Origin of the sequence: Fluctibacter corallii (assembly GCF_025751585.1) — a bacterium.
In the GTDB taxonomy this organism is placed as follows: domain Bacteria; phylum Pseudomonadota; class Gammaproteobacteria; order Enterobacterales; family Alteromonadaceae; genus Fluctibacter_A; species Fluctibacter_A corallii.
The window spans coordinates 278,904-302,673 of sequence record NZ_JAOWKX010000004.1 but is presented as its reverse complement, the minus strand read 5'-3'; the positions used below and the strand labels follow the sequence as shown (position 1 = coordinate 302,673).

Sequence of the window (23,770 nt, the reverse complement as noted above, 5' to 3'; positions counted from 1 at the left end):
TAATTCAATTAGGTGCAGCAACACTATGTAATACAGGCTTGCTGCGCCTTCATTAACCCTTCCCTTCTCACACGTTCTGGCAACGTAATCCTTTGATTGTCATTCACTAGTGATAAAACGGTGCTACATTTACTATGTAGAATTGCGTATGGAGACATCTGATGAGTGATGAACTGTCTATCTGGTTAAAATTAAAATCGCTTCGAGATGAACTAAAACTGCAAGTTCATCTTATGAGTATGGAGCTTGAAGACGAGTGGCAGCAGCTTGAGCATAAGTTTTCGCGTATGAACAGTAAGTTTGAACGAACACTGATGGAAAAAGCGCAGCACCTTGGCGAGCATCGGGAGCAATTTTTTGTCGGCGACGAAGAAGAGCTTGAGTTATTACTAAAGGACTTTGACAATTTAAAACGTCGAAATCAACAATAACTGAGAAACAACAATAATTAGAGGAATCAAATGAATCGGAATCTACAGATCGGAATAGCGTTATCCGTATTGAGTTTAACCCCAATCAGTGCATCATTTGCAGGCGATCACAAACATGACAACGCTGTGGATGATAGCGTTATTTCCCAACAGCGCGCGGCACTGTCTACTAATACCCAAGGCGCAGGGTTCGGGCCTCAATCTCCCCGAAATATTGATGATAAAAAAGGCGATAACCGCACACACTTCTCGCTTTCCCCCGCTTCATCTCAAATGAATCTATGCAACATTCATTTCCACAAAAATGCGGAACATGCTGGCGGTGAATTCGCAAGCTATGCAGGTAATGGTGACGGTAAAGGACACAACACCGGCTATGTGTATTCTGGTCAACTCTCTGACAGTGAATCAACGCCATTTAAAGAAGCGGTTTGTGCTGGCAAGCATGGTGGTGTGAAGGTAGGCGATACCGTAGAGTTTCACTACGTGCATTCATCTGCTGACATCACACCAGGGCCCACCCTTGGCGCCTGTTTAAGCGATGCCAATAAGAATCCACAGTTACGTGTAGAAGCCCAAGTATTTGTCGTGGTTAACGACAAAAGCGCCCTTGATGCGAATAAGGTGAATAAGGTCGCGAAGCAAAATGGATTGCACCAAGCACTCAATATCCCCTCAAATACAGGAAAACCAGTGCAGTATTTAGGGTCTACGACAGGGCCAAGTTACAACGAGCAAGGTTCACCATTACAGGTGACTTGGCGCGTACGCCCCAACGTTGAGAAACTGGATATATCGAGTCTGAAATCGTGGTGTGAAGACAACACATTCAACGAAGATCACGCGCACGGTGTACGCAATCTGGTAACAAACCCAGCGCTACTTTCCCCTATTAGCGACTAACTCGGCGACTGCATTTACTCAGCTTTCACCTGCCAAGTATAGGTTGGCGGTGAAGGCTGAAATACCAAGGTTAATTTTTTATCGACAGCAGGTTTAGTTTGAATAACCTGCTTGTAAACGTCGAAACTAAACGGGCACACAGTGTCGATTAATTCCTGACGGATGGTAATACTTAAGCTTTTTCTTAGTGCTTTGTCTAGCCGATGATATTCATGTTCGAAGACCGGAACCAGTGTATTGGTATCGCGATAGCCACTCATTATAGGAACAATACGGACTTCTTGATCCATCCCTTCATTTTCTGTGGGCTCCCCCATACTTGATACAAACCCTACATACACCTTTCGATTTGATAAGCTAAATAACATGGGCTGAATTTGTAACGACGCGTCTAACAGCATTTTGTCCATTGGACTATCTTTAACCAGTTGCTTCATTAGGAAAATTTTCGCATCAATGCCATTTTTTTCTGAGCGGCGTTTTAACGCCAAATCACTCAGCCAACACCAGCCGGAAGCGATGAAAAACATCAATAGCGACAAAATGATAAACCAGGCAACTTGGTTTAATTGTGCCGCATTACCCAGTTGCATAGCCTGCAAACCAGACACCAATCCCGCATGAACATCCAGTGGTAATGTTAGAGAAAAAGCTGATAAGTGGAGTTGTGGCGGTAAAAGGTAATTGATGCTTGCCCCTAATATAAACGCAAGCAAGAAACACATTAATCCATACCCCAAACACTTTAAATACAGTAACTGCCCTTGGTAGCGATGCAATCGAATAAACGCCTGAGGATCGTTAATTAAAATGTAAAACCCTGTACCTAAAATGGGAAGAATAAGGAAGGCGAGCATAGATTGTCTTTCCGTAGATGTACGTATGAAACGTGAGTGACAGCGTCCTTAATTCGATATGAAGACTTAAATTTTATTAGCGACGAGTTGCTCTGCCATTTTGACTGCATCAGCATACTGCTTTGAATTTATGATGCTGTCTTGATCAACTTCCACTGTGCCTCTGCCAACAACGCGTACTTTGGCACCGCTATTTTGTACCGTGTTAAGTAATTCTTGTTGCTCAGCCGTTAGCTTAGAACGAAAGAAGCTAAACATACGCTATGCCCCTCATACGTTGCCTCATAATTAAATAATCCAATAACATCGTACACGCATTATACACCACCGTCTAGCGTAGCGTCACATTTGCAGAACCTATTTTTTTCATGCATATAATACGCTAAATCAGCTGCGCCGCCACGTTATTAATCGTATACCTTCGCCGCTTTAAACAACTGCAAATGCACCTCAACAAGCGCGGGAATATCACGTTGATACCCGCCGCCAATCACCGCCATAACAGGCACATTATGCGCCTTACAATAATCTATAACCATCTTATCTCGCTGAAAAACACCGGATGTAGTGACATTCAAGTGTCCCAAATCGTCATCGATATGAATGTCGACACCCGCGTCATAAATGACTGCGTCGGGCCTGGCTTGGCGAAATGCCAAGTACAGCGTTTCTTCAAGTGCTTCTAAATAGAGTGTGTCTCCCGCTCCCTTGGGCAGCGGAATGTCGATATCTGATATTTGCTTTCTATGAGGGAAATTTTTCTCACCATGAATCGACACCGTGAAAATATCGGAACGGTCTTCAGCTAACTTGGCCGTGCCATCCCCTTGGTGGACATCACAGTCAAAAATCAATACCTTGTCGATATCGCGATACTGCAATAAGCGATTAGCAGCAATAAACAAATCGTTCACCATGCAAAACCCTGAACCAAAATCATAAAACGCATGGTGATAGCCGCCAGTTAAATTCAGCGCAATGCCATATTTTTCAGCAAGCTCTGCGGTTAACACCGTCCCGCCCACAGCCGTTAGTGTTCGCTTTACCAGTTGCTCAGACCATGGAAAGCCAATGCGGCGCATCGCTTTTGCGTCGAGCGTTCCGTTATACAACGCCGTCATATACGCAGGGTCAACAAATTCACATACCTGTTCAAGCGTGAATGCATCAGGTTGCACGAAACGTGCTTTCGATACCCCGTGAGTACATAATGCATCACGGATACCGACATATTTCTCAATTGGGAAACGGTGTCGATGAGGCAACGATAGTTGACTGTAAATAGGATGAAAAACCAGATTATTCATATTTAATTATTCTAACTGCAGGCTAAAACGGGTATTTGTGCATGTGGTGTCCAACACGTGGTGTCCAACACGTGGTGTGCAAAACCCATACAATTCAGCGATTCAAAGTACAGATAATGTGAGATAAATCCAATATTAACTACACTTAATAGATAAAGTGCCACTACATGGACGTCGCTTTGCCTATGCACAAGCACAGACGATCTCCGCTGTTTTTTATCATTTTTTGTATATCTTCGGCCATTATTGCATTTGGTATATTTTACTATTTAAAAACTATCAGTAATGCCCAAACCATAGATCAGTTACATTTCCGTGAAATTGATCGCATAGGGCGAGGCTTTCAGCAATCTATCGATCGGCTAGAAAACATTTCAAAATTTCTGCAAAAAGCGGCATTTAAACAAGGTCAAGCTGTCAGCACTTACGTTAGCGACAACAACAAACAAGGGCTTACTGATTCGCTTCCTGACGACCTCAATAAATCACAACCAGAAAATACAAACGACAGCCTTGCACAAGTGATGCAAGATGAAGCGAGACAAGCCCCTTATCTGCGACACGTAGAAATTACTGACGAAAAATCATTAAAGCCCAACTACACACGTTTTTCTGTAGAAGGATCCGATTTTTATTTATCACTTCCTAATCACATTTTGCCTCCCCTGAATAAAACCAATACCCGGTTAATCAGCTACTTTATCGTGACAGAACAAGGAGAAGTGTTTTTACAGCAAGACTTTAAGAAGTCGCCAAGTGGGATAAAAATTGATAATTTACTCAGTGATATTTTAGTTTCCTCCCTCACTTCACTTGATTCTGAAAATAGCCAACAAGCCGAGAAAGACGCCCCTACACCGCCAAAGCATTACACTAGCAGCAGATTAATCAGTGAAAGCAGCATTGTTGAACGTGAAATGGCGGGAGTTAGATACCGTATTTATATTTCCCCTCAACAATTTAATGTTAAATTTAACCAAAGCGATCACGAAGATTTACGTGATGTATCTATCAGCGACAAAAAACAACGCTTATTTATTATTGGATTCGCTCCACAGTCAGATATTCAACTCGCCAAGCTGTACCTATCTCCCAGTATTGTCACCATTGCGATTGCTGCACTGCTTATTTTATTAGGTGCTAGTTCGCTGTTAAAAGTGCGATTCGTCTCACACAACTACGCCTTTACCCAGCTAGATGTAAAACGTGTATTTATGGGCATTGTCATGATGGGTAGCGTGATTTCTATCTTATGTTTCGATTATCTCATCTATTCACGTATCAATACCCTCATTCAACTCGAAGCCTCATCACTACATACGCAACTAAAAAAGCAATTTCATAGTGAGCTTGAAGATATTCGCCGAAACGTTATGCAAATTGATTTGTTTAGCGCTATGGAAGAAGCTAAAAAAGAACACGTTATCAATACAGAATTACAAACTAAATGCGTGCTCTCTCCAGAGCAAATTGGAAGACTCAGTAATATTGCCCCCCACGTGGAAAGTATGTTTTTGGCCGATAAGACGGGACGAATAGAGGGGTGTTATTGGAATTGGAAAAGCGAAGACGTATCAGCAGATATATCCTCCAGAGAGTATTTCAAGGCCGCCAAACGTTGCGCCAGCCAACCAGATCCTGATGCGCCTTGTCGCAAAGAATTAATTTTGCAGCGACTGGCGAATTTGCGTAATGGATTATTTCAAACTCAAATTGCGGTTGCGACAAACGATGACACCTATCCCGTACAAAGCGCCAGTGTCGTACTTGACGTATTTACCTATTCAATTCTTCCGAGAAATTTTGCCTTTGCCGTATTCGAAAATGCGACAGGCAAGGTGCTTTATCATACTAATGAGAATCTTAGCCTCATGGACAACTTCTACGCGGCAACCAACAATGATAACCGCGTGCTCAAAGCGGTAGAATACGGGAATGCCAGCGCCACCAGCCAGCCATTTCGCGGTGAATATTATGGTGATTTACATTACATCACCGTCGGTCGCTTACATGATCATCATGATTGGAGCTTAGCGGTACTGTATAAAAAACAAGATATGCAATTGCTGAACCTCATCGTGGTTATTACATCGCTACTCACGACCGGTTTATTTTATCTTACGATTTTTCTGCTATTACGGTTAACGCGCCGCTTTATTCCCTGGTACGCGTTGGTTCGCAGTACTCGACGTCATGGGACGTTCTATTTGTACCTCACCACCTACACAATACTATTAATGAGTATCTGCTTGTACATTTCATTGCAAACACTCACGTTATTTCATTCCCTTGCAATGTGGTTATTGTCAGTGCTATGCCTCACTTATGTGGCGGTCATTCGTACTAACAGAGCATACCACTTTGCACCATGGTTGATTGGCGCAGCGGTGTTTGTTGGCGTTATCACACTTGCCAGTATTCCCTCCTTAGCGCTAGGCGAAGAGATTATTATGGGCACAGTGATTATTGCGATGACAACGTTCGCAATGACTTATCTATCGGATGTCAGATACATTGAAAGCAGCAACAAAGACACAACAGCACTCAATAAGCCCAAATTAGAGTCGGTAGAAAATACCAAGCAATGCTTATTTATAAGCTATATGTTGGCGTTTACTGCGCTGGTTTGTATTCCGCCATCAGTTAGCTTCACTTACCATGCCGCTGACCATGTTATTAATAAAGTGGAGTTGATGGAATCAAAAGATCTCGTGGATAAACTCGAGAAGAAAATCAATAAACGGGAGCACTATTTTGCGCTGTTCAATATTCAAAACAAAGCTAACCGTGCTTTTTCGAATTTGTTTTTCTGCCTTCCCACATCCACTGAGCACGGTGATGTTGAGCGACTCTGGCAAATCAAATACTCAGAATTGAGCGCCTTTTGTGCTAGCTCCGAAACCAGTCATAGCAAGCACATTGACATTCTGACTGATCGCTTACAAAAGGCAACACCGAAACACTCTAGCCAAACAAGCTTTTCCTTAATGGCAAGTTTATTAAAATCTTCAGGATCATCGGCTGAGCTCATCGCCACACTCAATTCCATTCACTCCCACACGAACGGCGCGTCGGTTATATCGTTAGCCGTTCAAGACCGTATTTACCATGCAATACAACACAACCTGTTCGTACTTATGGCCTTTGCGCTAATCGTGGGTGTCTTAGGATGGTACGTCATTTCACACATCGTTCTTAATCGCATTATTGGTTCACATATTATTGAGCAGCATCGTAACGAAGATAAGCGCAGTGAAATAGAAAGCGACCTTACCAACTTATTTGACGGTTCAGAACAGCACCAGCGAGTAATGATTTTACGCCCTCGAAGAAGCACCATAGAGAGAATACTGAGCCAACACAAAACACGACTACTGTTTTCAGGCTGTTTGGATATACAAGCTGAACTTCGCCAAAAACAAATGAGAACGGAGACACAAGAAAAAAGCGTATTCGCAAAACTCGTTCCGCCATTAAGCGGAGAAGCGAAAGTATCTGTATCTGAGTCGCCCGAACAACATATGGAAACCGAAGAAGATGTCATTCTTCGCCTTAAGGATACGGTGCGACATTGCCATCACGACAGTCCACTCTTGGTCATTAAAAACTTAAGCGCTATCGCGCTAGATAAGACTTACCGACACAAAGCGCTAGAGTTCATAGAGTTTGCGATGCATTTTCCCCACCTGCAAATCATCATCATTTCAGATGTAAGCCCATTATATCGCCTGACCAAACAACAATATTATCCCAATGCCGATTGTACTCAAATGGCGTGTGCCACCGAAATCATGCGATGGGCGAGCCTATTTACGCAGTTTTCAAAATATTACGATTGGTTTCCCTGTCATGGACGCATCAGAGAATTTCCTGAACATCCCTACGAAATACTACGCAGAGAGTGCACTAGCTGGCCTGAGCTTGAGCGCGTAGAGCAAGTCTTCGTTCGTTACCATTTGTCCATCAAAATGAACGACAAAAAAACCCGCAGCAAAATCAGTTTTTTATACGATTTTTTAAATCAAAGTGAACGCAGCTTGTTCGAATGGTTAGAACTAAAAGTGAAAAAGGCAGAACAAAACATTTTTAAAGAAACCATTCTTCAACACTGGACGAATAGTGAAATCACCGCGTTTTTTGTAGAAAAGGCGGGCGCAACCTACCGCTATCGCTGGGAACTTTGTACCAAAGAAGAACGACTTCTTCTCTATCAACTCGCCACTGATCATTTTGCCAACCCTCTGAATAAAGATGCACTCGAGCATCTGATACGTCGAGGATATGTCGTAAACAGAGGGAATTGGGAACTCGCCAGTGCCAGCTTTGGTAGCTTTATATTACATGCTGAAAAACATTCAGAAATGCGTGACTGGATTGAAGACTCCAAAGAAAGTCCGTGGCGCTACATCAGAATACCGCTATTTATATTGGTCTTTTCACTGTTGGCCATTGTTATGTACGCTGCGACAGAGGCTTATGAAACCATACTGGGATTGCTCACTGCGACCCTCACCTTGGTTCCTGTTTTGCTGCGTAATATTACCCTTTTCAAAGGGACTTCAACGTTAGAATAGGCAGTCTGATAAACAATTAAAGCGCATATGGTCTGGGGCACACAGCCTGGAGCACATAGCTTGGAGCACATAGCTTGGGGCACATAGCCTGGGACACATGGTCTGGGGCACATGGTCTGGGGCGCATAGCCTGGGACACATAGCCTAGCACTCTACCTTTAAAAGCAAAACCACCTACAGGAGTAGGTGGTTGCAACCTTGGCCTTAGCCATTAAAAGTCGTATATCGTAGCGCGTGTGAGCAACTCGTCGGTTGAAATTCGGTTGATAACGCACGCGTTGATGTCTTTTTGTTTAAACACATAGATGCGATCACTGCGCGACGACTGATCATCGACCTGACCAAACTTATCTAGCACAAAAGACACATTTTGCTCTTTTGGCAGCGACTTCAAACCAGCACCATAGTTACATAACACATCACCAATCCCAGATTCGAACTTAGCGAGAAAGGCTTTGAAAGTTTGCTGGCGCGCTTCAATACGTTTCTCATTCAGCGCTTTATGCTCAACCTCTAACTGCTCAGAATACTTCGCAATTTCCTCACGTTTACGTTTAATTTCTTCGAGTTCTTGGCGTAGTTCAGCTTCGTTTTGTTCTAGCTGCGACAGATGTGTTTTGTCTGCACTACGCTTTTGAAAGTCAATGTCACGTAATCGCCGATCGTACTCTCGCTGCTCCCACGCATACTCTCGCTCTTGTTCACGCAGATTGCGAAGTTTGTTGCGTGCTTTACGCATTTCTCCTCGAGCGCTCTCAAACGCCGAACGAGTGGCATCTTCGATTTCTTCTTGAATATCGATGACCATTTCATCCTCTGAGGTAATAAAATGCACGGAAGGTAAATCAGGAACCGGCGGAATAGGCACATCTGATAGCAAATCAGCAATATCAAAATTCCAACCGCCATTGCTGGTTGTGACTTCGAAGACAACACCTTGATCAGCAAGGTACGTTGCCTCTACGCCACGCATTCTAATACCCTTATCTTTTGCATCGAGCGTCAATGCGGTTTTCATGATATTCGACATGATTTTCAGCTCTTTATGTAATGCTTGCATGTCGGTTTGCGCCTGTGAGGGGGCAACTAATGTTGTGGCGAGAATTCCCGCAATCAGTCTCTTTTTCATTATTACATCCTCAATTATTGCATTTCGTTTAAGGTCGGTTGTTGCGGGTCTGTTACCGTATCCGACAAGTGATAAATATGGTTCTCTAATTTGTTTAATTGCCGCGCATAGAACATCTGATCATCGCTGCGTTGCTGGTTAATAAATTCAATAAGCGCAGCAAAGTCTTCTTTTCTTTCCTTGCGACTTGACGATAGTAAGTACTTAGTTAACTCCGTATTAGTTGCCAATTGTTGTTGCTGTAACGCTTGTGTATATTGGGTGAGTACTGCGGTTTGCTGATCTTTGTATTCTGTCATCTGCTCATCAATCATGGCCTGAAGCTGCTGTGCATTTGGCTGAGACGAAAAACCGAGCGTAACGCTGCCATTATCCACCCTGACTTCAAATCCGGTAATCACCATCACAATGGCTAACATCGAGGTACAAAATGACATAGCCGGTAACGCTTGCCACTGCCACCACTTGGTTGTATCAGGTGAAGTGAAGGTAGCGTCGCGATTCCAAGAAGGCACAGACTGAAAAGAATGACTGTCGACATCCATCATTGCCACATTCGCTGCCGCAACATGTTCGCTGAAGGCCTCATCCTGACTGCATGCTTTTTCAAACGCATCGCGCTGCGATTCAGTTAAGGTACCCTCTAACCAAGCGGCCAATAATTCGTGTTTGTCATAATTAGGCATAGTCTACCTCCAATAAAGTCTTGAGCTTGCCCAATGCGCTATATAAGCGAGATTTTGCAGTATTGGTTGAAATACCCAGTTGCTCGGCAATTTCTTCAAATGTGAATTGTCCAAAAAACTTAAGTTCTACCACTGCTTTTTGCGCTAAAGGTAACTGCTGCATCGCCACCGCCAGTTTGCCATTGTGTTGCCCAGCGCTAAATTGCTGTTCTGGTGTTCCCTGTTGGCACTCAACCTCTGGTACATCCTCCAGCCCGTGTGACGGTTTTTTGCGTCGATAAAATTCAATGCACCGATAGTGGGCAATTTTAAACAGCCAACTTTTAAACGCGCCCTCGCCACGATAATTCGACAGATTTCGAAATACAGATACAAACACTTCTTGCAGTAGATCCATGGCATCATCACGATTCCCCGTCATGCGCAAAGCGTAATTGTATATCGAACTCTCATAGCGTTTTATCAGGCTAAGCCAGGCTTTTTTGTTGCCCTGCAGCGCTTTGTTTATTAGCTGTTCATCTGTTTTTTCAAACACCAGAACATTCCGTTTATTATTGATTTGTTATTTATGTCGAGATAACGATTTAAAAAGTTTGAAAATCATCAAATTTTTTTATTTTAATGCGGGAACCGGCGTTAATGGTGCCAACAATTCCGCTAAATACCGAAATAACCTCACTCGAGTAGTACCACTTCGCCATACCAAGCCGATTTCTCTGTATGCATTTTCTTCTGCAGGCATGGATATTAGCGGTGCCGAACCTAGTATATTCCGCGCTATGGCCATTTCAGGCATAAAGGTGTAGCCCATTTTGGCGGTTGCCAATTGAACTAACGTGTACAAATTACTGGCAGCGAGCGAACTGACTTGCTCGGAGTGCTGTAAGCCGCAGGCACTGACCGCATGCCCTGTTAGGCAATGCTCGTTTTGCAGAAGAAAAATACTTTTGGCTGGCAGTGCCGACATATCCAGCGGTTGAGGCAATTCACCCGCTAAGTCTCGATGAGAGATCAAATGAAAGGGATCGTGACCAATCACGAGCTGCTTGCACCCTGGTGTTTCCATCGGCAGCGCAAGAATCAATAGATCCAATGCGCCTTCATTTAATTGAGAAAGCAAATTTGCAGTGGTGTCTTCTTGCAGTTGAAGGCTAATCTGAGGTAACACTTCATTCACTTTTTGAATAAGCCCTTCAAACATAAACGGCGCAATGGTTGGAATGACACCTAATTTCAGTGTGCCAGCTTTCCAATCTCCTGCCGAACGTGCAAACTCCACAAGTTCACTTGCGTCATTGAGTAACTGCCGGCTTCGCTCAACCAGTTCAAGCCCAAAAGGAGTAAACACAAAAGTTTTGTGATCACGTTCAAGCAACTGTGTACCAAAATGCTCTTCGAGGTTTTGAATTGCTGTGCTCAATGTCGACTGACTGACATGACAATGCTTGGCTGCCCGATTAAAGTGCTGTTCCTGATGCAGTGTCACTAAATAATGCAAATGTTTTAGGTTTGGCCACTTCATTATTTTTGCTCACCTTTTGAATAGTTTAACTCGATTAAGAGTGACACATTTTCAATAAAACTTCTATTAAAGAGCAAACTATGCGTAAGGGTTAACACACTGAAATGAAGACAGTATTCTTGATGATGCGATTAAAAAATAGACTATCGTCAAGTTCAAACTAATATAATAGATCAAACCAATATAAGCCCATAGCTGCTTGTCTGACCTAAAAAAAAGCAAGAAAGAATCTATGTCAATTAACGATTTTTACCGATTTATTATTTTATCTTGTGGCACTTCCTGTATGATGCGCCTCAAATTTAACCCTTTAATGACAATGCAGCACATATAAATTAGCTAAAGAGAGCAAAATTATGTCTTCAAACTCATTTTTGGGGGTGTTTGCAAAATCCCCCCTAAAACCACTAGAAGACCACATGAATGTGGTTCATAAGTGTGCGCAAGGATTGCTTCCCTTCTTTGAGTCTACATTCAAAGACGACTGGAGTGCGGCTGAAACCTTACAGCGTGAAATTTCTCGTTTAGAGAAAGCTGCCGATGAGCTTAAACGCGAGCTTCGCGTAAACTTACCGGGCGGTATCTTCATGCCGATTCAGCGTCAAGACCTACTCGATTTGCTGACTCAGCAAGATAAAATTGCGAATAAAGCAAAAGATATTTCAGGTCGCGTGCTTGGTCGCAAACTATTGATCCCTCAAACGTTACAAACGCACTTTATTGCTTACCTTGAGCGTTGTCTTGCGGCAACTCAGCAAGCACAAAAAGTGATTAACGAACTCGATGACCTACTGGAAACTGGCTTTAAAGGCCGTGAAGTCCGTATTGTTGAAGATATGATTGAAGAGCTTGATCGCATCGAAGACGACACAGACGGTATTCAGGTTGAACTGAGACAAGAACTTCACGCACTTGAGCCGACACTCAACCCTGTTGATGTGATGTTTTTGTACAATATTTTTGAGTTGGTTGGCGAGCTAGCTGACGTATCAGAGCGTGTTGGTTCACGTTTAGAGTTAATGCTAGCTGCGTAAGAGAGTAGTACAATGGATATATTAACGAGTTACGGCACAATACTAATAATTACAGCCGCTTTAGTTGGTTTTCTGATGGCATGGGGTATTGGTGCTAACGACGTGGCCAACGCAATGGGCACATCTGTTGGTTCCAAAGCACTTACCATCAAACAAGCGATTCTTATCGCGATGGTATTCGAATTTGCCGGCGCTTATCTTGCTGGCGGCGAAGTAACCTCTACAATCCGCAAAGGCATTATTGATTCCGCCTATTTTGTTGACGAACCCGAGTTATTGGTATTCGGTATGATTTCGTCGTTACTGGCCGCAGGCTTGTGGCTAGTGTTCGCCTCATATCTAGGCTGGCCGGTCTCTACCACACACTCAATCATCGGTGCTATCGTTGGCTTCGCTGCAATCGGCGTAAGTGTAGACGCAGTATCTTGGGGCAAAGTAGGCGGCATTGTCGGAAGCTGGATTATTACACCTGCGATTTCCGGTTTTATTGCTTATCTTATCTTCCAAAGTGCGCAAAAACTGATTTTTGATACCGACAAGCCATTTGAAAATGCAAAGCGTTATGTTCCTTTCTATATGGGACTTGCAGGCTTTGTAATGTCTTTGGTTACCATCAAAAAAGGTTTAAAACATATTGGTCTAGATATTCCATCAAACCAAGGATACTTAATTGCAATTGCCATCGCGGTCTTAATTGGTTTTATCGGTAAATTGGCTATCAATAGAATTAAATACGATCCGAACGCAGATAAGAACACACATTTTGCCAACGTAGAAAAAGTATTCGCTATCTTAATGGTAGTCACGGCGTGTTGTATGGCATTTGCTCATGGTTCAAACGATGTGGCAAATGCAATTGGCCCCCTTGCTGCGGTTGTGAGTATTGTTAGCAGTGGCGGTGAAATCAGCAAAAAAGCAGAACTCGTCTGGTGGATTCTACCACTGGGTGGTTTGGGTATTGTAGCTGGTTTGGCCTTGTTTGGTCACCGTGTTATCAAAACCATTGGTAAAGGCATTACTCACCTTACGCCTAGCCGCGGTTTTGCCGCAGAACTAGCTGCTGCCTCTACGGTTGTTATTGCATCAGGTACAGGTTTACCGATTTCCACCACGCAAACGCTTGTAGGTGCGGTATTAGGTGTTGGTATGGCACGCGGTATCGCCGCTCTGAACTTAGGTGTAGTCAGAAACATCGTAGTATCGTGGGTAGTCACATTGCCTGCTGGTGCGGCACTATCGATCGTATTCTTCTTTATGATTAAAGGCATCTTCGGCGTTTAAGCAATTGCCTAACCATTGAGGTTAAGTCTCTGAAAGCCGGTGTATTTTTACATCGGCTTTTTTTGTCATAAAACAGTCATACTCTTCTTAATTTTTATTTCTTCAAAAAGTTGTAAATTCTTTAAAACACGCAACACTTAATCGCTGGGGCTGATTCGCAAAGTGTAATAAAACTGTCATATAACTTACATATACTGTGCGCACTTTCTACTCATCGTTATGAAATGAAATTGGGAAATTTATGAAAAAGCCTATGATTTTAGCCGCGTTGACTATGACCTACGCACTGACTTCTGGTGTTGCACATGCAGCACGAGACTACATTAACGTAGTAGGTTCTTCTACGGTGTATCCGTTTTCAACCGTAGTGGCAGAACGTTTCGGCAAGTCTACCCCGTTTAAAACCCCTAAAGTCGAATCAACCGGTTCTGGTGGTGGCTTAAAATTATTCTGCCAAGGCGTAGGTATTCAATTTCCTGACATCACAAATGCATCAAGACGCATTAAAGAATCAGAAGTCAGCATGTGTGCCGAAAATGGCGTTAAAGACATTATTGAAGTGCTAATTGGTTTCGATGGTATTGTCATCGGAAACGCTGCCAGCGTGGATAAAATGGAACTCACTCGTAAAGACTTGTTCCTTGCACTGGCTAAAGAAGTGCCAAACCCAGATGGCTCAAATACCCTTGTTGCGAACCCATATAAAACATGGAAAGACGTTAACCCAGCATTGCCAAACCGTGCAATCGAAGTGCTAGGTCCACCTCCAACGTCGGGTACGCGTGATGCCTTCGCAGAGCTTGCTTTAGAGGGTGGATGTAAGAAATTTGACTGGATTGGTGATTTGAAAAACCAATCTAAAGCCGCAGACAAAGCGGGTGATAAGGCAAAAGCGAAACAACTTAAGAACCGTTATAAGTCTATTTGTCACACGGTTCGTGAAGACGGCCCGTATATTGAAGCCGGTGAAAACGACAATTTGATCGTACAGAAGCTAAATGCCAATAAGAACGCACTAGGCATCTTTGGATTCAGTTTCCTAGACCAAAACATCGATCAAATTCAAGGGGCATCGATTGACGGTCAAGATCCAACATTTGACACGATTTCAGATGGCTCTTATCCGGTGTCTCGCCCCCTTTACTTCTACGTGAAAAAGGCACATATCGGTGTAATCCCTGGCATCAGTGAATACCTTGCAGAATTCACCAGTGAAAAAGCATTCGGTGAAGAAGGCTACCTAACTGAGAAAGGCATGATTCCGCTAAATGAAGAAAAGCGTGATGAAATTGCCACAACAGTTGCGGAACAAAAAACGCTATAAATGTAGTCTCAATTTATTGGGCAATCTATGCCCATACTATTGAAATGCCGGCTCTTTGTGAGCTGGCTTTTTAACGCTTAAAGAGGAGCAAAAATGCAATTAGTACTCCTTCAAAGCATCCAACTTCCATTACAAATAGGTTCCTAGAGGTTATATGGATACGTCAATGTTAATCACATCAGCCTTTGTACTGATGGCAATTGCTTTCGTTATAGGGCGTGCGCGCTCTTTGGCAATTGCAAGTGATTTAGGAGGGCCCAAGGCGCTCAACTCTCTACCTGTTTATTACGGTACACTCATGGCAATGTGGAGCGGCATCCCTTGTCTTGTCCTCGTTGCACTGTGGAGCGTAGTCGATGATTACGCGATCGCCCATATCATTACGCAAGAACTTCCTGAGCAGGTAAAAGCCCTGCCTGAAACTGAGCTTAATTTGGTATTGAGTCTGATTACCAATATCGCGGCGAATAACGCCATGGGCTTGGACGCTGAGCCCTATGTAATTAACTCTGCCAATCGACTCATTGCACTTCAACAAACCAGCAATATGGCTTTGACCGTAGTATGTTTAAGCACAGCCATGATTTTGATGGTGTTGGTATGGCTGAAGATTTCGCCGAAAATGAAGGCGCGTATCAAAGTCGAAAAAGCCTTCACGAACATCCTACTGTTGTGTGCATCAATTGCCATTTTTACAACGGCAGGCATTGTATTGTCTGTATTGTTTGAGTCCATTCGCTTCTTTCAAAGCGTGCCTATTCACGAATTTTTATTCGGATTGGAATGGAGCCCGCAAATGGCTATCCGAGAAGATCAGGTGGGTGGCTCAGGTGCATTTGGTGCAGTGCCCCTTTTCGTGGGAACCATGTTAATTTCAGCTATCGCGATGACAATTGCGGTCCCAGCTGGATTAATGGCTGCAATTTATTTATCTGAGTATGCTCGCCCGAAAGTCAGAACCACTGTAAAGCCGTTATTAGAAGTGCTGGCTGGTATTCCTACCGTTGTTTATGGCTTCTTTGCCGCGTTAACCGTTGCGCCATTTATTAAAGAATCAGGCGGGTTGTTTGGTTTAGATGTGTCATCTGAAAGTGCCCTTGCTGCGGGTTTAGTCATGGGCATCATGATCATTCCGTTCGTATCGTCATTGTCAGACGACGTAATCAATGCCGTGCCTCAATCTTTGCGCGATGGCTCACTAGGTTTGGGCGCAACGAAATCAGAAACCATTAAACAAGTTGTGATCCCTGCTGCATTGCCGGGCATCGTCGGTGGGGTGCTGCTCGCAGTTTCACGCGCTATCGGCGAGACAATGATTGTAGTTATGGCTGCAGGCTTAGCTGCAAACCTGACCCTCAATCCTACCGAGTCAGTCACAACCGTTACCGTTCAAATCGTGACCTTGCTTGTGGGTGACCAAGAGTTCAACAGCCCGAAAACCCTCTCAGCGTTTGCATTAGGACTGGTGCTCTTTACGATTACATTGGCATTAAATTACATCGCACTCATGGTTGTTAAGAAATACCGTGAGCAATATGAATAGCATAAATTAAGAAGAAGTATCATTGTGAAAGAATCATCTGAAAATTTAAACGCTATCGATTTAGTGAATCGCAGCCTTAAAGCGCGATACCGCGCAGAAAAGCGCTTCAAAGCATATGGTATTGCCGCGATTTTATTTGGCTTAGCCTGCTTGGTAATATTGTTTACTGACATTATCAGCAAAGGTCACAGCGCCTTCTTGCAAACCGAGGTGTATCTGGAGGTCACATTCGACTCAGATCGTCTTGATATTGACGATGTGTCAAATTCTGCTCAGCTAATGGCCGCTGACTATCAGGGCATCATTAAAGCTGCGCTACGCGAGCGCTTTCCTGATGTATCAGGTCGACGCGACAAACGCACACTGTACTCGCTAGTTAGCAATGGCGCAGGCTTTTCACTACGCGAAATGCTAATAGACGATCCATCGCTACTTGGCAAAACAGTAGGTGTCTGGTTAGTGGCAGATGACGATATCGACACTTACGTGAAAAGCCGTGGCGACAACCCTGAAGACGCATTTACTGGGCGTATGTCTGATAAGCAAATCGCGTGGGTTGAATCGTTAATGGAAAATGATCAGCTCGCGCTAAATTTCAACACGACATTCTTCACGTCAGGCGACTCACGTGAGCCAGAGCAAGCCGGTATTCTTGGTGCAGTCATGGGCTCATTGTTCACCTTAATTGTAACCATAGTGCTGTCATTCCCTATTGGGGTTGCTGCGGCCGTTTACCTAGAAGAATACGCCCCTCGCAATCGCTTAACGGACTTTATTGAAGTTAACATTAATAACTTAGCTGCCGTTCCTTCGATTATTTTTGGCTTGTTAGGTCTGGCAATTTTTATCGGCTTTTTTGAAATGCACCGTTCAATTCCGTTAGTCGGTGGATTGGTGCTGTCGCTTATGACACTTCCGACTATTATTATTTCTAGTCGGGCTGCAATTAAAGCGGTTCCCCCTTCAATCCGAGACGCAGCACTTGGGCTTGGGGCGTCAAAAATGCAGATGGTGTTACATCATGTATTACCGCTTGCCATGCCGGGTATGTTAACGGGTGCAATTATCGGTTTTGCGCAGGCACTAGGCGAAACTGCCCCACTGTTGATGATTGGTATGGTGGCTTTTATTGTAGATATTCCGGGTGGCGTGGCTGATCCAGCTACCGCCCTTCCGGTACAAATCTTTTTATGGTCTGACAGCCCTGAGCGCGCGTTCGTTGAAAGAACGTCAGCAGCTATTATGGTGTTGTTGGCATTTCTAATTTCAATGAACACGTTAGCGATATGGCTACGTAAACGACTTGAGCGTCGTTGGTAAACGTTGGAGAGTAATTGTGGAAGCAGTGATGAAAGACAATACGATGAATGAACCGACAGACAATGTCGCGACGAATATCGAAGAGAATGCGTTTAGCGGACAAACTGTTGGAACACCGTTATGTGATGACGCCAAAATGTCGATGCGTAACGTCAATGTATTTTATGATACAAAGCAAGCCATTCACGACGTGAGCCTCGATATTGGTAAAAATGAAGTGGTAGCGATGATTGGCCCATCTGGATGTGGTAAGTCGACATTTTTGCGTTGCCTTAATCGCATGAATGACACCATCGAATCCTGTAAGGTAACGGGTGACATTAAACTAGAAGAGCTAGATATCTACCACCCTAAACAAGATGTCGTGCCACTTCGTGCACGTGTTGGCATGGTATTCCAGAAGCCGAATCCATTTCCAAAATCTATTTACGACAATGTCGCATATGGACCGCGCATTCATGGCTTGGTCAACCGTAAGTACGACCTTGACGAAATTGTTGAGTCAAGCCTGCGCCGCGCTAGTCTTTGGGATGAAGTAAAAGACAGGCTTCACTCGCCAGGAACCGGACTATCAGGTGGTCAGCAACAACGTTTGTGTATTGCACGTACGATTGCCGTTAGCCCAGAAGTGATTTTGATGGATGAGCCTTGTTCCGCGCTAGATCCGATTGCAACTGCTAAAATAGAAGAATTGATTGCAGAATTAAGTCAAAAATTTACAATTGCTATTGTCACACACTCTATGCAACAAGCGGCTCGTGTCTCTCACAGAACAGCATATTTCCATATGGGCAAGCTTGTGGAAGTGAATGATACAAAACGGGTTTTCACAAACCCAGAGCATGAATTAACGGAAGCGTATATTACGGGCCGTTTTGGGTAAGGAGTGTTGAGTGGATAAATTACACTTAGAAAAACACATTAGTCATCAGTTTGATGTTGATTTAGAAGAACTGAAAAGTCAGGCGCTAGAAATGGGTGGCCTGGTTGAGCAACAAATCATCGATGCAGTGAGTGCGATTGAACACGGCGACAGCGATATTGCTGAACGTGTAATCAAGGTTGAAGACGATATTGATCTACGTGAAGTTGCGTTAGACGAAGCCTGTACCAATGTACTGGCTTGCCGACAACCCGCAGCATCTGATTTGCGTTTGGTGCTTACCGTCACCAAAATGACCCGCGACTTGGAGCGTATTGGCGACGAAGCCCATAAAATTGCCAAAATGGCATTGGCGTTACATGAAAGTGCTGACGGCCTAACAGGTTATGAAGAAGCGCGCCATATGGGCGCCCTCGTTCAACGCATGATGCAACAAGTACTAGATGCCTTCGCACGCTTTGACGTAGAAAAAGCACTGGACGTAGCTAAGGCCGATAAGCAAGTTGACCGTGAATATAAGTCAGCCATGCGTGAATTGGTCACCTATATGATGGAAGATCCGCGTTCCATCTCGCGCTCCATGAATATTTTGTGGACGTTGCGTTCACTTGAGCGTATTGGCGACCATGCGCGCAATATTGCCGAACATGTTATCTTTTTAGTCAAAGGGCTGGATGTCCGCCACTCTAGTATTAAAGAGATGGAAAGGCAGTTAAATAAGCGCTAACAGATTGTGGCTGCGCGTCATGCGCGTGAGTTCAAACACAAGAATCCCGGCTCAAACGCCGGGATTTCTATTTTATCATCTACCTTGATTCGACAATTTAACGCCGCTTTCATGGTAAAACGGCAATCACCTAAAGGCACTTAAGCCGTTTTAAACTTACGCACCACTTTACTGAGTATTTTCGCCTGCTCTTTAACAGAAGCACTGTCTTGGGCATTTTTACCTGCACTTTCACTGACTTCTGTTGTGATATCACGAATTTTCAGTACATTTTCATTCACTTCTGATGTGACCATATTCTGTTGTCGAATCGCCTCGGCAACTTGCGTGGTCATTTCCATAATGGCTCTGATATTGTTCGTTGTCTCAGCCAAAGAGGCACTGGCGTTGGCCACCTGCTTGGCACTGTCTTCGCCTTGCTTTTGGCATTCTTGCATTTCAGAAACGATGGAACTCGTGCGTTCTTGCAGCGTAGAAATAATGCTTTCAATTTCTCGGGTGGATTCTTGCGTTCGCATCGCCAGATTACGCACTTCGTCGGCCACCACAGCAAACCCTCGGCCTTGCTCTCCGGCTCTGGCTGCTTCAATGGCTGCATTCAAGGCGAGTAAGTTAGTCTGCTCTGCAATACCACGAATCACATCCAGCACCGATCCTATGGTTTGGCTATCTACTTCAAGCTGATTAACCACATCAGTGACACTATTGAGCTTGCTTGACAGCACATTGATTTGACGCACGCTTTCATCAATTTCCTTCTTACGAGCGATGGTATCGTTGTTGGTAGATTCAGCCCGCTCAGCCATTGCTGTCGTATTATTGGCAACTTCAGCAATGCTCGCTTCCATTTCATTCGCTGCGGTAGCCACCATGTCACTTTCAGCCTGCTGCCTTAACATACTGGAACTGGTTAGCTGTACATTTTCTGACAGATTTTCTGTGGCTCTGTCTAGGGTAATTGATGCCGTATGCACGTCTTTAATTAAACTTTGGAACGCATCTAGTAAAGAATCTACGAATTCGCTCAATGAAGCAATTTCGTCCTTTCCTTGAATTTGCGTGCGCAACGTGAGGTCATTATTTTCTCGGCTTTTATGCACAATGGAGCGCATTTTTACTAGCGGTTTGACTATACTGGCAGCGGTAAGCATCACCAGCACCATGACCACTGAGAAAATTAAAATGAATAAAACGATTTGAAATATAAGCGTTTTGGTTTTTTGTGCTTCTAAACTCTCCCTACCGAGTTTATCTAATGCATCCAAACTGGTTTCAGTGTTATGAATAGCTTGGCGCATCTCACCTAACACGCCCATTTCAGGCGTCAGCCCTAGCTGCTGTTGCTTTTCCACTAACGCCCTGAATTGGCGCTGATAGGAATCGATGGCATCACCGAGTTGCTGTGTTAAATCGGGTGCATAGCCCGCATCCAATACAGCTTGTCGAAATGCTTCTACGTTACCATTAAATCGGTCTAAATACTTCATATCTTCGCGCAGCATAAAGTCTTTTTCATTTCTACGCAGCTGTAGCATTGCGGCAAGCAATTTGTAGTCACTTTGTGATTTCAATGCTTCTTCTACCGAATGCACTGCTGCACGCAACCCGCCGTAAAGACCATCCTTCGGGTGTAAACCAATTTCTTTTTGTAGCTCCACTAAGCGAGAAAATGCCTCGTGGTATTCATCTACGCGTTGTCCGAGGGCAGAAAAGGGGGCAGTTTCTATTCCTGTGTCATCAAAAAACTGGCGTAGTGCCTCAATGTGCACTTTGAGCTTTGCGTAATTCTTATCGTGGTCTTCCGCATACTTCAGGTCTTTACGCATCAAAAAATCTTTTTCGTTTCTTCTGAGAATAAAAACCTGTGTGCTAATTGATTCTAGATCGCGAAGTGCCAATCCAATTTTGGTTTGATTGTTAATCTCAAACATTGAGAGCCCTATGAGAATCAGAAAACCAATCCCTACAACAACCGCATTAACAATTAAACGACGTCTGACTGTTAACTTCTGGAATATCGACATGCATTACTCTCCCCAATGTCTGATAACTGGCGATGATATTCGCCCATAACCTGCACCTAAACAAATATAGTCAACGTATTCGATTAGATACAAAAATATCGGCATTTCAGTCAGATATATGAGTGTTTTCAGCAAACTACCTTACTAATGCAGCACCGTATTTTACCATTATGCACGTTCTCAACCATGTCGCTTTGCGCGACATCAATTCCCTTAACTTGCTCTGATTACTCAATTTTCTAGATGTAGGCTACACTTTTGGCAATGCGGTCAGGAGATCGGTGTTTTGTCACGGATGCTAAACAGCAGAGCACATAAGAAAATTCATGATAACCCAATGACATTTCATTGAATTTTTTATGTCATTTTTATGAATTAAATGACGTTTTGTCACAAAACTGTAACTATAGTGACATATCGTGCTCATCACTCAGGTAGCTCTAACAAAGAAGACACACTATGACTTTGACTAAAAATCTATCTTTACTGTTAATTGCTGGTTCATTTGCCTCTTCGGTCATGGCGGATCCCATTACCGTTTATGGCAAGGCAAACATTTCGGCTCAATCTTCAGATGAAGGCGAAGGCAGTTTCACAGAACTAAAAAGCAACGCGTCACGCGCGGGCATTAAAGGAGATATGGCATTAGACAACGGACTGGAAGTGTTATACCTATTTGAATGGCAAGTGGATCTAGCCGATGTATCAGATTCTGATAACCTAAAATCCCGTAACCAATACATTGGTTTAAAAGGTGACTTTGGCAAAATACTCCTTGGCCGCAAAGACACTGTACTTAAAGAGGTCAGTAAGCCTGTTGATTTATTCAATGACTACGAAGCTGACTTAAAAGGCTTGTGGAAAGGCGAAAATAGAATGAGTGACTCCGTCTCTTATGAAAGTCCTTCATTTGGTGGGGTTAGAGCTGGGTTTACTTACATCGCAGAAGATGAGGTAGATGCTGATGATGGCATTTCAGCCACGGTGTTTTATGGCGATAAGAAGCTGAAAAAATCACGTATATTTGCGGCCCTTGCCATTGACAGCGAAGTAAACGGCTATGACACCCAACGCGCAATCGTTCAAACCAAACTGGGCGACTGGACACTAGGCGCAATTGCGCACAAACAAGAGAAAGTCGACTCTGATTCTAGCGACTCAGGTTTTACCGTTAGCGCACAGTATGCAATTGCTAAGTGGAAGTTGAAAGCGCAATTTCAGGAATTAGAAGACAATGAGAGCATTTCAGTGGGTGCAGACTATAAATTAGGCAGCGACACCAAAGCTTATATTTGGTACACCGACCGTTCTATTGAAGAAAGTGAAGACAGCTCATGGTTTGCTGTCGGCATAGAGCATAAATTTTCGATGTAATGTCTCATTTTCCGCGTAGAGGGCTTGTCGAGCCCTCTACGTTATTAGGTTGTTTTACTCTGTTGTTTTTTCCCTATCCCCCCTTCCCCAAACGTAGCTAAAAAAATTTTCACTTCCTACCTTTTAAAGTCATTCATTAGTACTTATTGTTACTATATTGCCATCAATACTAAGCGCAGGCGGTGACACGCGCATTCACGCTATGTATTTTTGGCTCCATTCTATTTGCTATGCACAGTTACAGGAGGTCGCACTAGCATGAAACCTATGATTTTTACGCTCGTTGGTAAAGATAAACCCGGATTAATCGATTCTTTAGCGAAAACCGTTTACGCACTAAAAGGCAACTGGACTGGCAGTAATTTTTCGCACATGGCCGGACACCTTGCTGGATTTGTGCACGTCGATGTGCCAGAAGAGCATCATCAAGCACTTCTCGACGCTTTTGAAGCGCATCCAGATTTACGCATTCACTTGGTTCCGGGCGAAGCGAATACACCAGAGAATGAAAAAGTGGTGCTGGTGGATGTAATGGGAAATGACAAAACAGGCATTGTTCAAGAACTTACTTCTGTGTTGCATCAATTTAATATAAATATTATTAAGTTTGACTCTTCATGCGAACCTGCACCCAATTGGGGCGGAACCTTATTTAAAGCGCAAGCGAAAGTCGCCGTACCACGAGGCTTCGATCTAGACGCGTTAACCGATGCACTTGAAGACATTGCTAACGACCTTGTCGTCGACATAGAAATTCGTAGATAAAGCAACGTGTTACGTCATTTTTCTGTCATAGAAACATGGCAACATAGAGGGTTGTAGTTTTCTCCAATAGATTTATTCGCGGTACA

Annotated in this window: 20 protein-coding genes; 12 read left to right on the top strand and 8 right to left on the bottom strand. The window is 43.7% G+C overall.

Translation table 11 applies throughout. The features are described from left to right. The first annotated feature begins 161 nt into the window (after positions 1–161). Together OE749_RS09635 and OE749_RS09630 are read left to right on the top strand one after the other, a co-directional pair. Entirely contained in the window at positions 162–431 is a 270-nt protein-coding gene (locus OE749_RS09635) for a hypothetical protein (RefSeq protein WP_263712237.1), read from the top strand. 30 nt (positions 432–461) lie between these two features. Continuing rightward, positions 462–1,334: a delta-class carbonic anhydrase gene (locus OE749_RS09630; RefSeq protein WP_263712236.1), complete on the top strand. Its 873-nt coding sequence runs from the start codon at positions 462–464 to the stop codon at positions 1,332–1,334. A 14-nt stretch (positions 1,335–1,348) separates the two neighbouring features. Here the strand turns inward: OE749_RS09630 and OE749_RS09625 are convergent, their stop codons facing one another. From OE749_RS09625 to OE749_RS09615, 3 genes are all read right to left on the bottom strand, one after another. Next, on the bottom strand, positions 1,349–2,191 hold the full coding sequence (locus OE749_RS09625; RefSeq protein ID WP_263712235.1) for a hypothetical protein: 843 nt from the start codon (positions 2,189–2,191) through the stop codon (positions 1,349–1,351). Positions 2,192–2,257: 66 nt separating this feature from the next. After that, complete coding sequence (locus tag OE749_RS09620; protein ID WP_263712234.1) at positions 2,258–2,449, bottom strand: hypothetical protein; 192 nt, start codon at positions 2,447–2,449, stop codon at positions 2,258–2,260. 149 nt (positions 2,450–2,598) lie between these two features. Further along, positions 2,599–3,498 carry a histone deacetylase family protein gene (locus OE749_RS09615; protein ID WP_263712233.1) on the bottom strand — a complete coding sequence of 300 codons (900 nt, stop codon included), beginning with the start codon at positions 3,496–3,498 and terminating at the stop codon, positions 2,599–2,601. A 167-nt stretch (positions 3,499–3,665) separates the two neighbouring features. Here OE749_RS09615 and OE749_RS09610 point away from each other — a divergent pair, with 167 nt between their 5' ends. Next, on the top strand, positions 3,666–8,072 hold the full coding sequence (locus tag OE749_RS09610) for a hypothetical protein (RefSeq protein ID WP_263712232.1): 4,407 nt from the start codon (positions 3,666–3,668) through the stop codon (positions 8,070–8,072). Positions 8,073–8,283: 211 nt separating this feature from the next. On the opposite strand, the gene OE749_RS09605 is transcribed toward OE749_RS09610, so the two are convergent. The 4 genes from OE749_RS09605 to OE749_RS09590 form a co-directional block, all read right to left on the bottom strand. Further along, positions 8,284–9,201 carry a hypothetical protein gene (locus OE749_RS09605; protein WP_263712231.1) on the bottom strand — a complete coding sequence of 306 codons (918 nt, stop codon included), beginning with the start codon at positions 9,199–9,201 and terminating at the stop codon, positions 8,284–8,286. Positions 9,202–9,215: 14 nt separating this feature from the next. Beyond that, complete coding sequence (locus OE749_RS09600) at positions 9,216–9,887, bottom strand: hypothetical protein (RefSeq protein WP_263712230.1); 672 nt, start codon at positions 9,885–9,887, stop codon at positions 9,216–9,218. Then, positions 9,880–10,422, bottom strand: coding sequence for an RNA polymerase sigma factor (locus OE749_RS09595; RefSeq protein WP_263712229.1), 543 nt, complete (start codon positions 10,420–10,422; stop codon positions 9,880–9,882). Before OE749_RS09595 ends, OE749_RS09600 begins: the two co-directional genes overlap by 8 nt. A 78-nt stretch (positions 10,423–10,500) precedes the next feature. Then, the gene (locus OE749_RS09590; RefSeq protein ID WP_263712228.1) at positions 10,501–11,409 is read right to left on the bottom strand and encodes a hydrogen peroxide-inducible genes activator; all 909 of its coding nucleotides are present in this window, start codon (positions 11,407–11,409) and stop codon (positions 10,501–10,503) included. 356 nt (positions 11,410–11,765) lie between these two features. Here OE749_RS09590 and OE749_RS09585 point away from each other — a divergent pair, with 356 nt between their 5' ends. From OE749_RS09585 to phoU, 7 genes are all read left to right on the top strand, one after another. Then, on the top strand, positions 11,766–12,443 hold the full coding sequence (locus tag OE749_RS09585; protein WP_263712226.1) for a TIGR00153 family protein: 678 nt from the start codon (positions 11,766–11,768) through the stop codon (positions 12,441–12,443). A 12-nt stretch (positions 12,444–12,455) separates the two neighbouring features. Continuing rightward, positions 12,456–13,724 (top strand): inorganic phosphate transporter, encoded by a 1,269-nt coding sequence (locus OE749_RS09580; protein WP_263712225.1) that lies wholly within the window; start codon positions 12,456–12,458, stop codon positions 13,722–13,724. Positions 13,725–13,965: 241 nt separating this feature from the next. Then, on the top strand, positions 13,966–15,048 hold the full coding sequence (locus tag OE749_RS09575; RefSeq protein ID WP_263712224.1) for a PstS family phosphate ABC transporter substrate-binding protein: 1,083 nt from the start codon (positions 13,966–13,968) through the stop codon (positions 15,046–15,048). A gap of 154 nt (positions 15,049–15,202) precedes the next feature. Beyond that, a complete protein-coding gene (gene pstC / locus OE749_RS09570; RefSeq protein ID WP_404828158.1) occupies positions 15,203–16,591 on the top strand; it encodes a phosphate ABC transporter permease subunit PstC in 1,389 nt (462 codons plus the stop codon). A 21-nt stretch (positions 16,592–16,612) separates the two neighbouring features. Next, a complete protein-coding gene (pstA, locus tag OE749_RS09565) occupies positions 16,613–17,911 on the top strand; it encodes a phosphate ABC transporter permease PstA (protein ID WP_404828162.1) in 1,299 nt (432 codons plus the stop codon). Positions 17,912–18,047: 136 nt separating this feature from the next. After that, positions 18,048–18,794 (top strand): phosphate ABC transporter ATP-binding protein PstB, encoded by a 747-nt coding sequence (pstB, locus tag OE749_RS09560; protein WP_263712339.1) that lies wholly within the window; start codon positions 18,048–18,050, stop codon positions 18,792–18,794. Positions 18,795–18,804: 10 nt separating this feature from the next. Next, positions 18,805–19,521, top strand: coding sequence for a phosphate signaling complex protein PhoU (gene phoU / locus OE749_RS09555; protein ID WP_263712221.1), 717 nt, complete (start codon positions 18,805–18,807; stop codon positions 19,519–19,521). Positions 19,522–19,661: 140 nt separating this feature from the next. Here phoU and OE749_RS09550 read toward each other — a convergent pair whose 3' ends face one another. Beyond that, entirely contained in the window at positions 19,662–21,545 is a 1,884-nt protein-coding gene (locus OE749_RS09550; RefSeq protein WP_263712220.1) for a methyl-accepting chemotaxis protein, read from the bottom strand. A 459-nt stretch (positions 21,546–22,004) separates the two neighbouring features. Between OE749_RS09550 and OE749_RS09545 the strand changes: the two genes are divergently transcribed. Both OE749_RS09545 and OE749_RS09540 read left to right on the top strand, forming a co-directional pair. After that, positions 22,005–22,919 carry a porin gene (locus tag OE749_RS09545; protein ID WP_263712219.1) on the top strand — a complete coding sequence of 305 codons (915 nt, stop codon included), beginning with the start codon at positions 22,005–22,007 and terminating at the stop codon, positions 22,917–22,919. A 258-nt stretch (positions 22,920–23,177) separates the two neighbouring features. Further along, positions 23,178–23,684 (top strand): glycine cleavage system protein R, encoded by a 507-nt coding sequence (locus OE749_RS09540; protein ID WP_263712218.1) that lies wholly within the window; start codon positions 23,178–23,180, stop codon positions 23,682–23,684. Positions 23,685–23,770: the final 86 nt, after the last annotated feature.

Bases quoted from the DNA above. Each gene is read 5' to 3' on its own strand.
- OE749_RS09590 (WP_263712228.1), bottom strand. From the start codon at position 11,409: ATGAAGTGGCCAAACCTAAAACATTTGCATTATTTAGTGACACTGCAT.
- OE749_RS09635 (WP_263712237.1), top strand. From the start codon at position 162: ATGAGTGATGAACTGTCTATCTGGTTAAAATTAAAATCGCTTCGAGAT.
- OE749_RS09575 (WP_263712224.1), top strand. From the start codon at position 13,966: ATGAAAAAGCCTATGATTTTAGCCGCGTTGACTATGACCTACGCACTG.
- OE749_RS09545 (WP_263712219.1), top strand. From the start codon at position 22,005: ATGACTTTGACTAAAAATCTATCTTTACTGTTAATTGCTGGTTCATTT.
- OE749_RS09580 (WP_263712225.1), top strand. From the start codon at position 12,456: ATGGATATATTAACGAGTTACGGCACAATACTAATAATTACAGCCGCT.
- OE749_RS09540 (WP_263712218.1), top strand. From the start codon at position 23,178: ATGAAACCTATGATTTTTACGCTCGTTGGTAAAGATAAACCCGGATTA.
- OE749_RS09620 (WP_263712234.1), bottom strand. From the start codon at position 2,449: ATGTTTAGCTTCTTTCGTTCTAAGCTAACGGCTGAGCAACAAGAATTA.
- OE749_RS09625 (WP_263712235.1), bottom strand. From the start codon at position 2,191: ATGCTCGCCTTCCTTATTCTTCCCATTTTAGGTACAGGGTTTTACATT.
- OE749_RS09610 (WP_263712232.1), top strand. From the start codon at position 3,666: ATGGACGTCGCTTTGCCTATGCACAAGCACAGACGATCTCCGCTGTTT.
- pstB (WP_263712339.1), top strand. From the start codon at position 18,048: ATGTCGATGCGTAACGTCAATGTATTTTATGATACAAAGCAAGCCATT.
- OE749_RS09615 (WP_263712233.1), bottom strand. From the start codon at position 3,498: ATGAATAATCTGGTTTTTCATCCTATTTACAGTCAACTATCGTTGCCT.
- OE749_RS09630 (WP_263712236.1), top strand. From the start codon at position 462: ATGAATCGGAATCTACAGATCGGAATAGCGTTATCCGTATTGAGTTTA.
- OE749_RS09585 (WP_263712226.1), top strand. From the start codon at position 11,766: ATGTCTTCAAACTCATTTTTGGGGGTGTTTGCAAAATCCCCCCTAAAA.
- OE749_RS09550 (WP_263712220.1), bottom strand. From the start codon at position 21,545: ATGTCGATATTCCAGAAGTTAACAGTCAGACGTCGTTTAATTGTTAAT.
- OE749_RS09600 (WP_263712230.1), bottom strand. From the start codon at position 9,887: ATGCCTAATTATGACAAACACGAATTATTGGCCGCTTGGTTAGAGGGT.
- OE749_RS09605 (WP_263712231.1), bottom strand. From the start codon at position 9,201: ATGAAAAAGAGACTGATTGCGGGAATTCTCGCCACAACATTAGTTGCC.
- pstC (WP_404828158.1), top strand. From the start codon at position 15,203: ATGGATACGTCAATGTTAATCACATCAGCCTTTGTACTGATGGCAATT.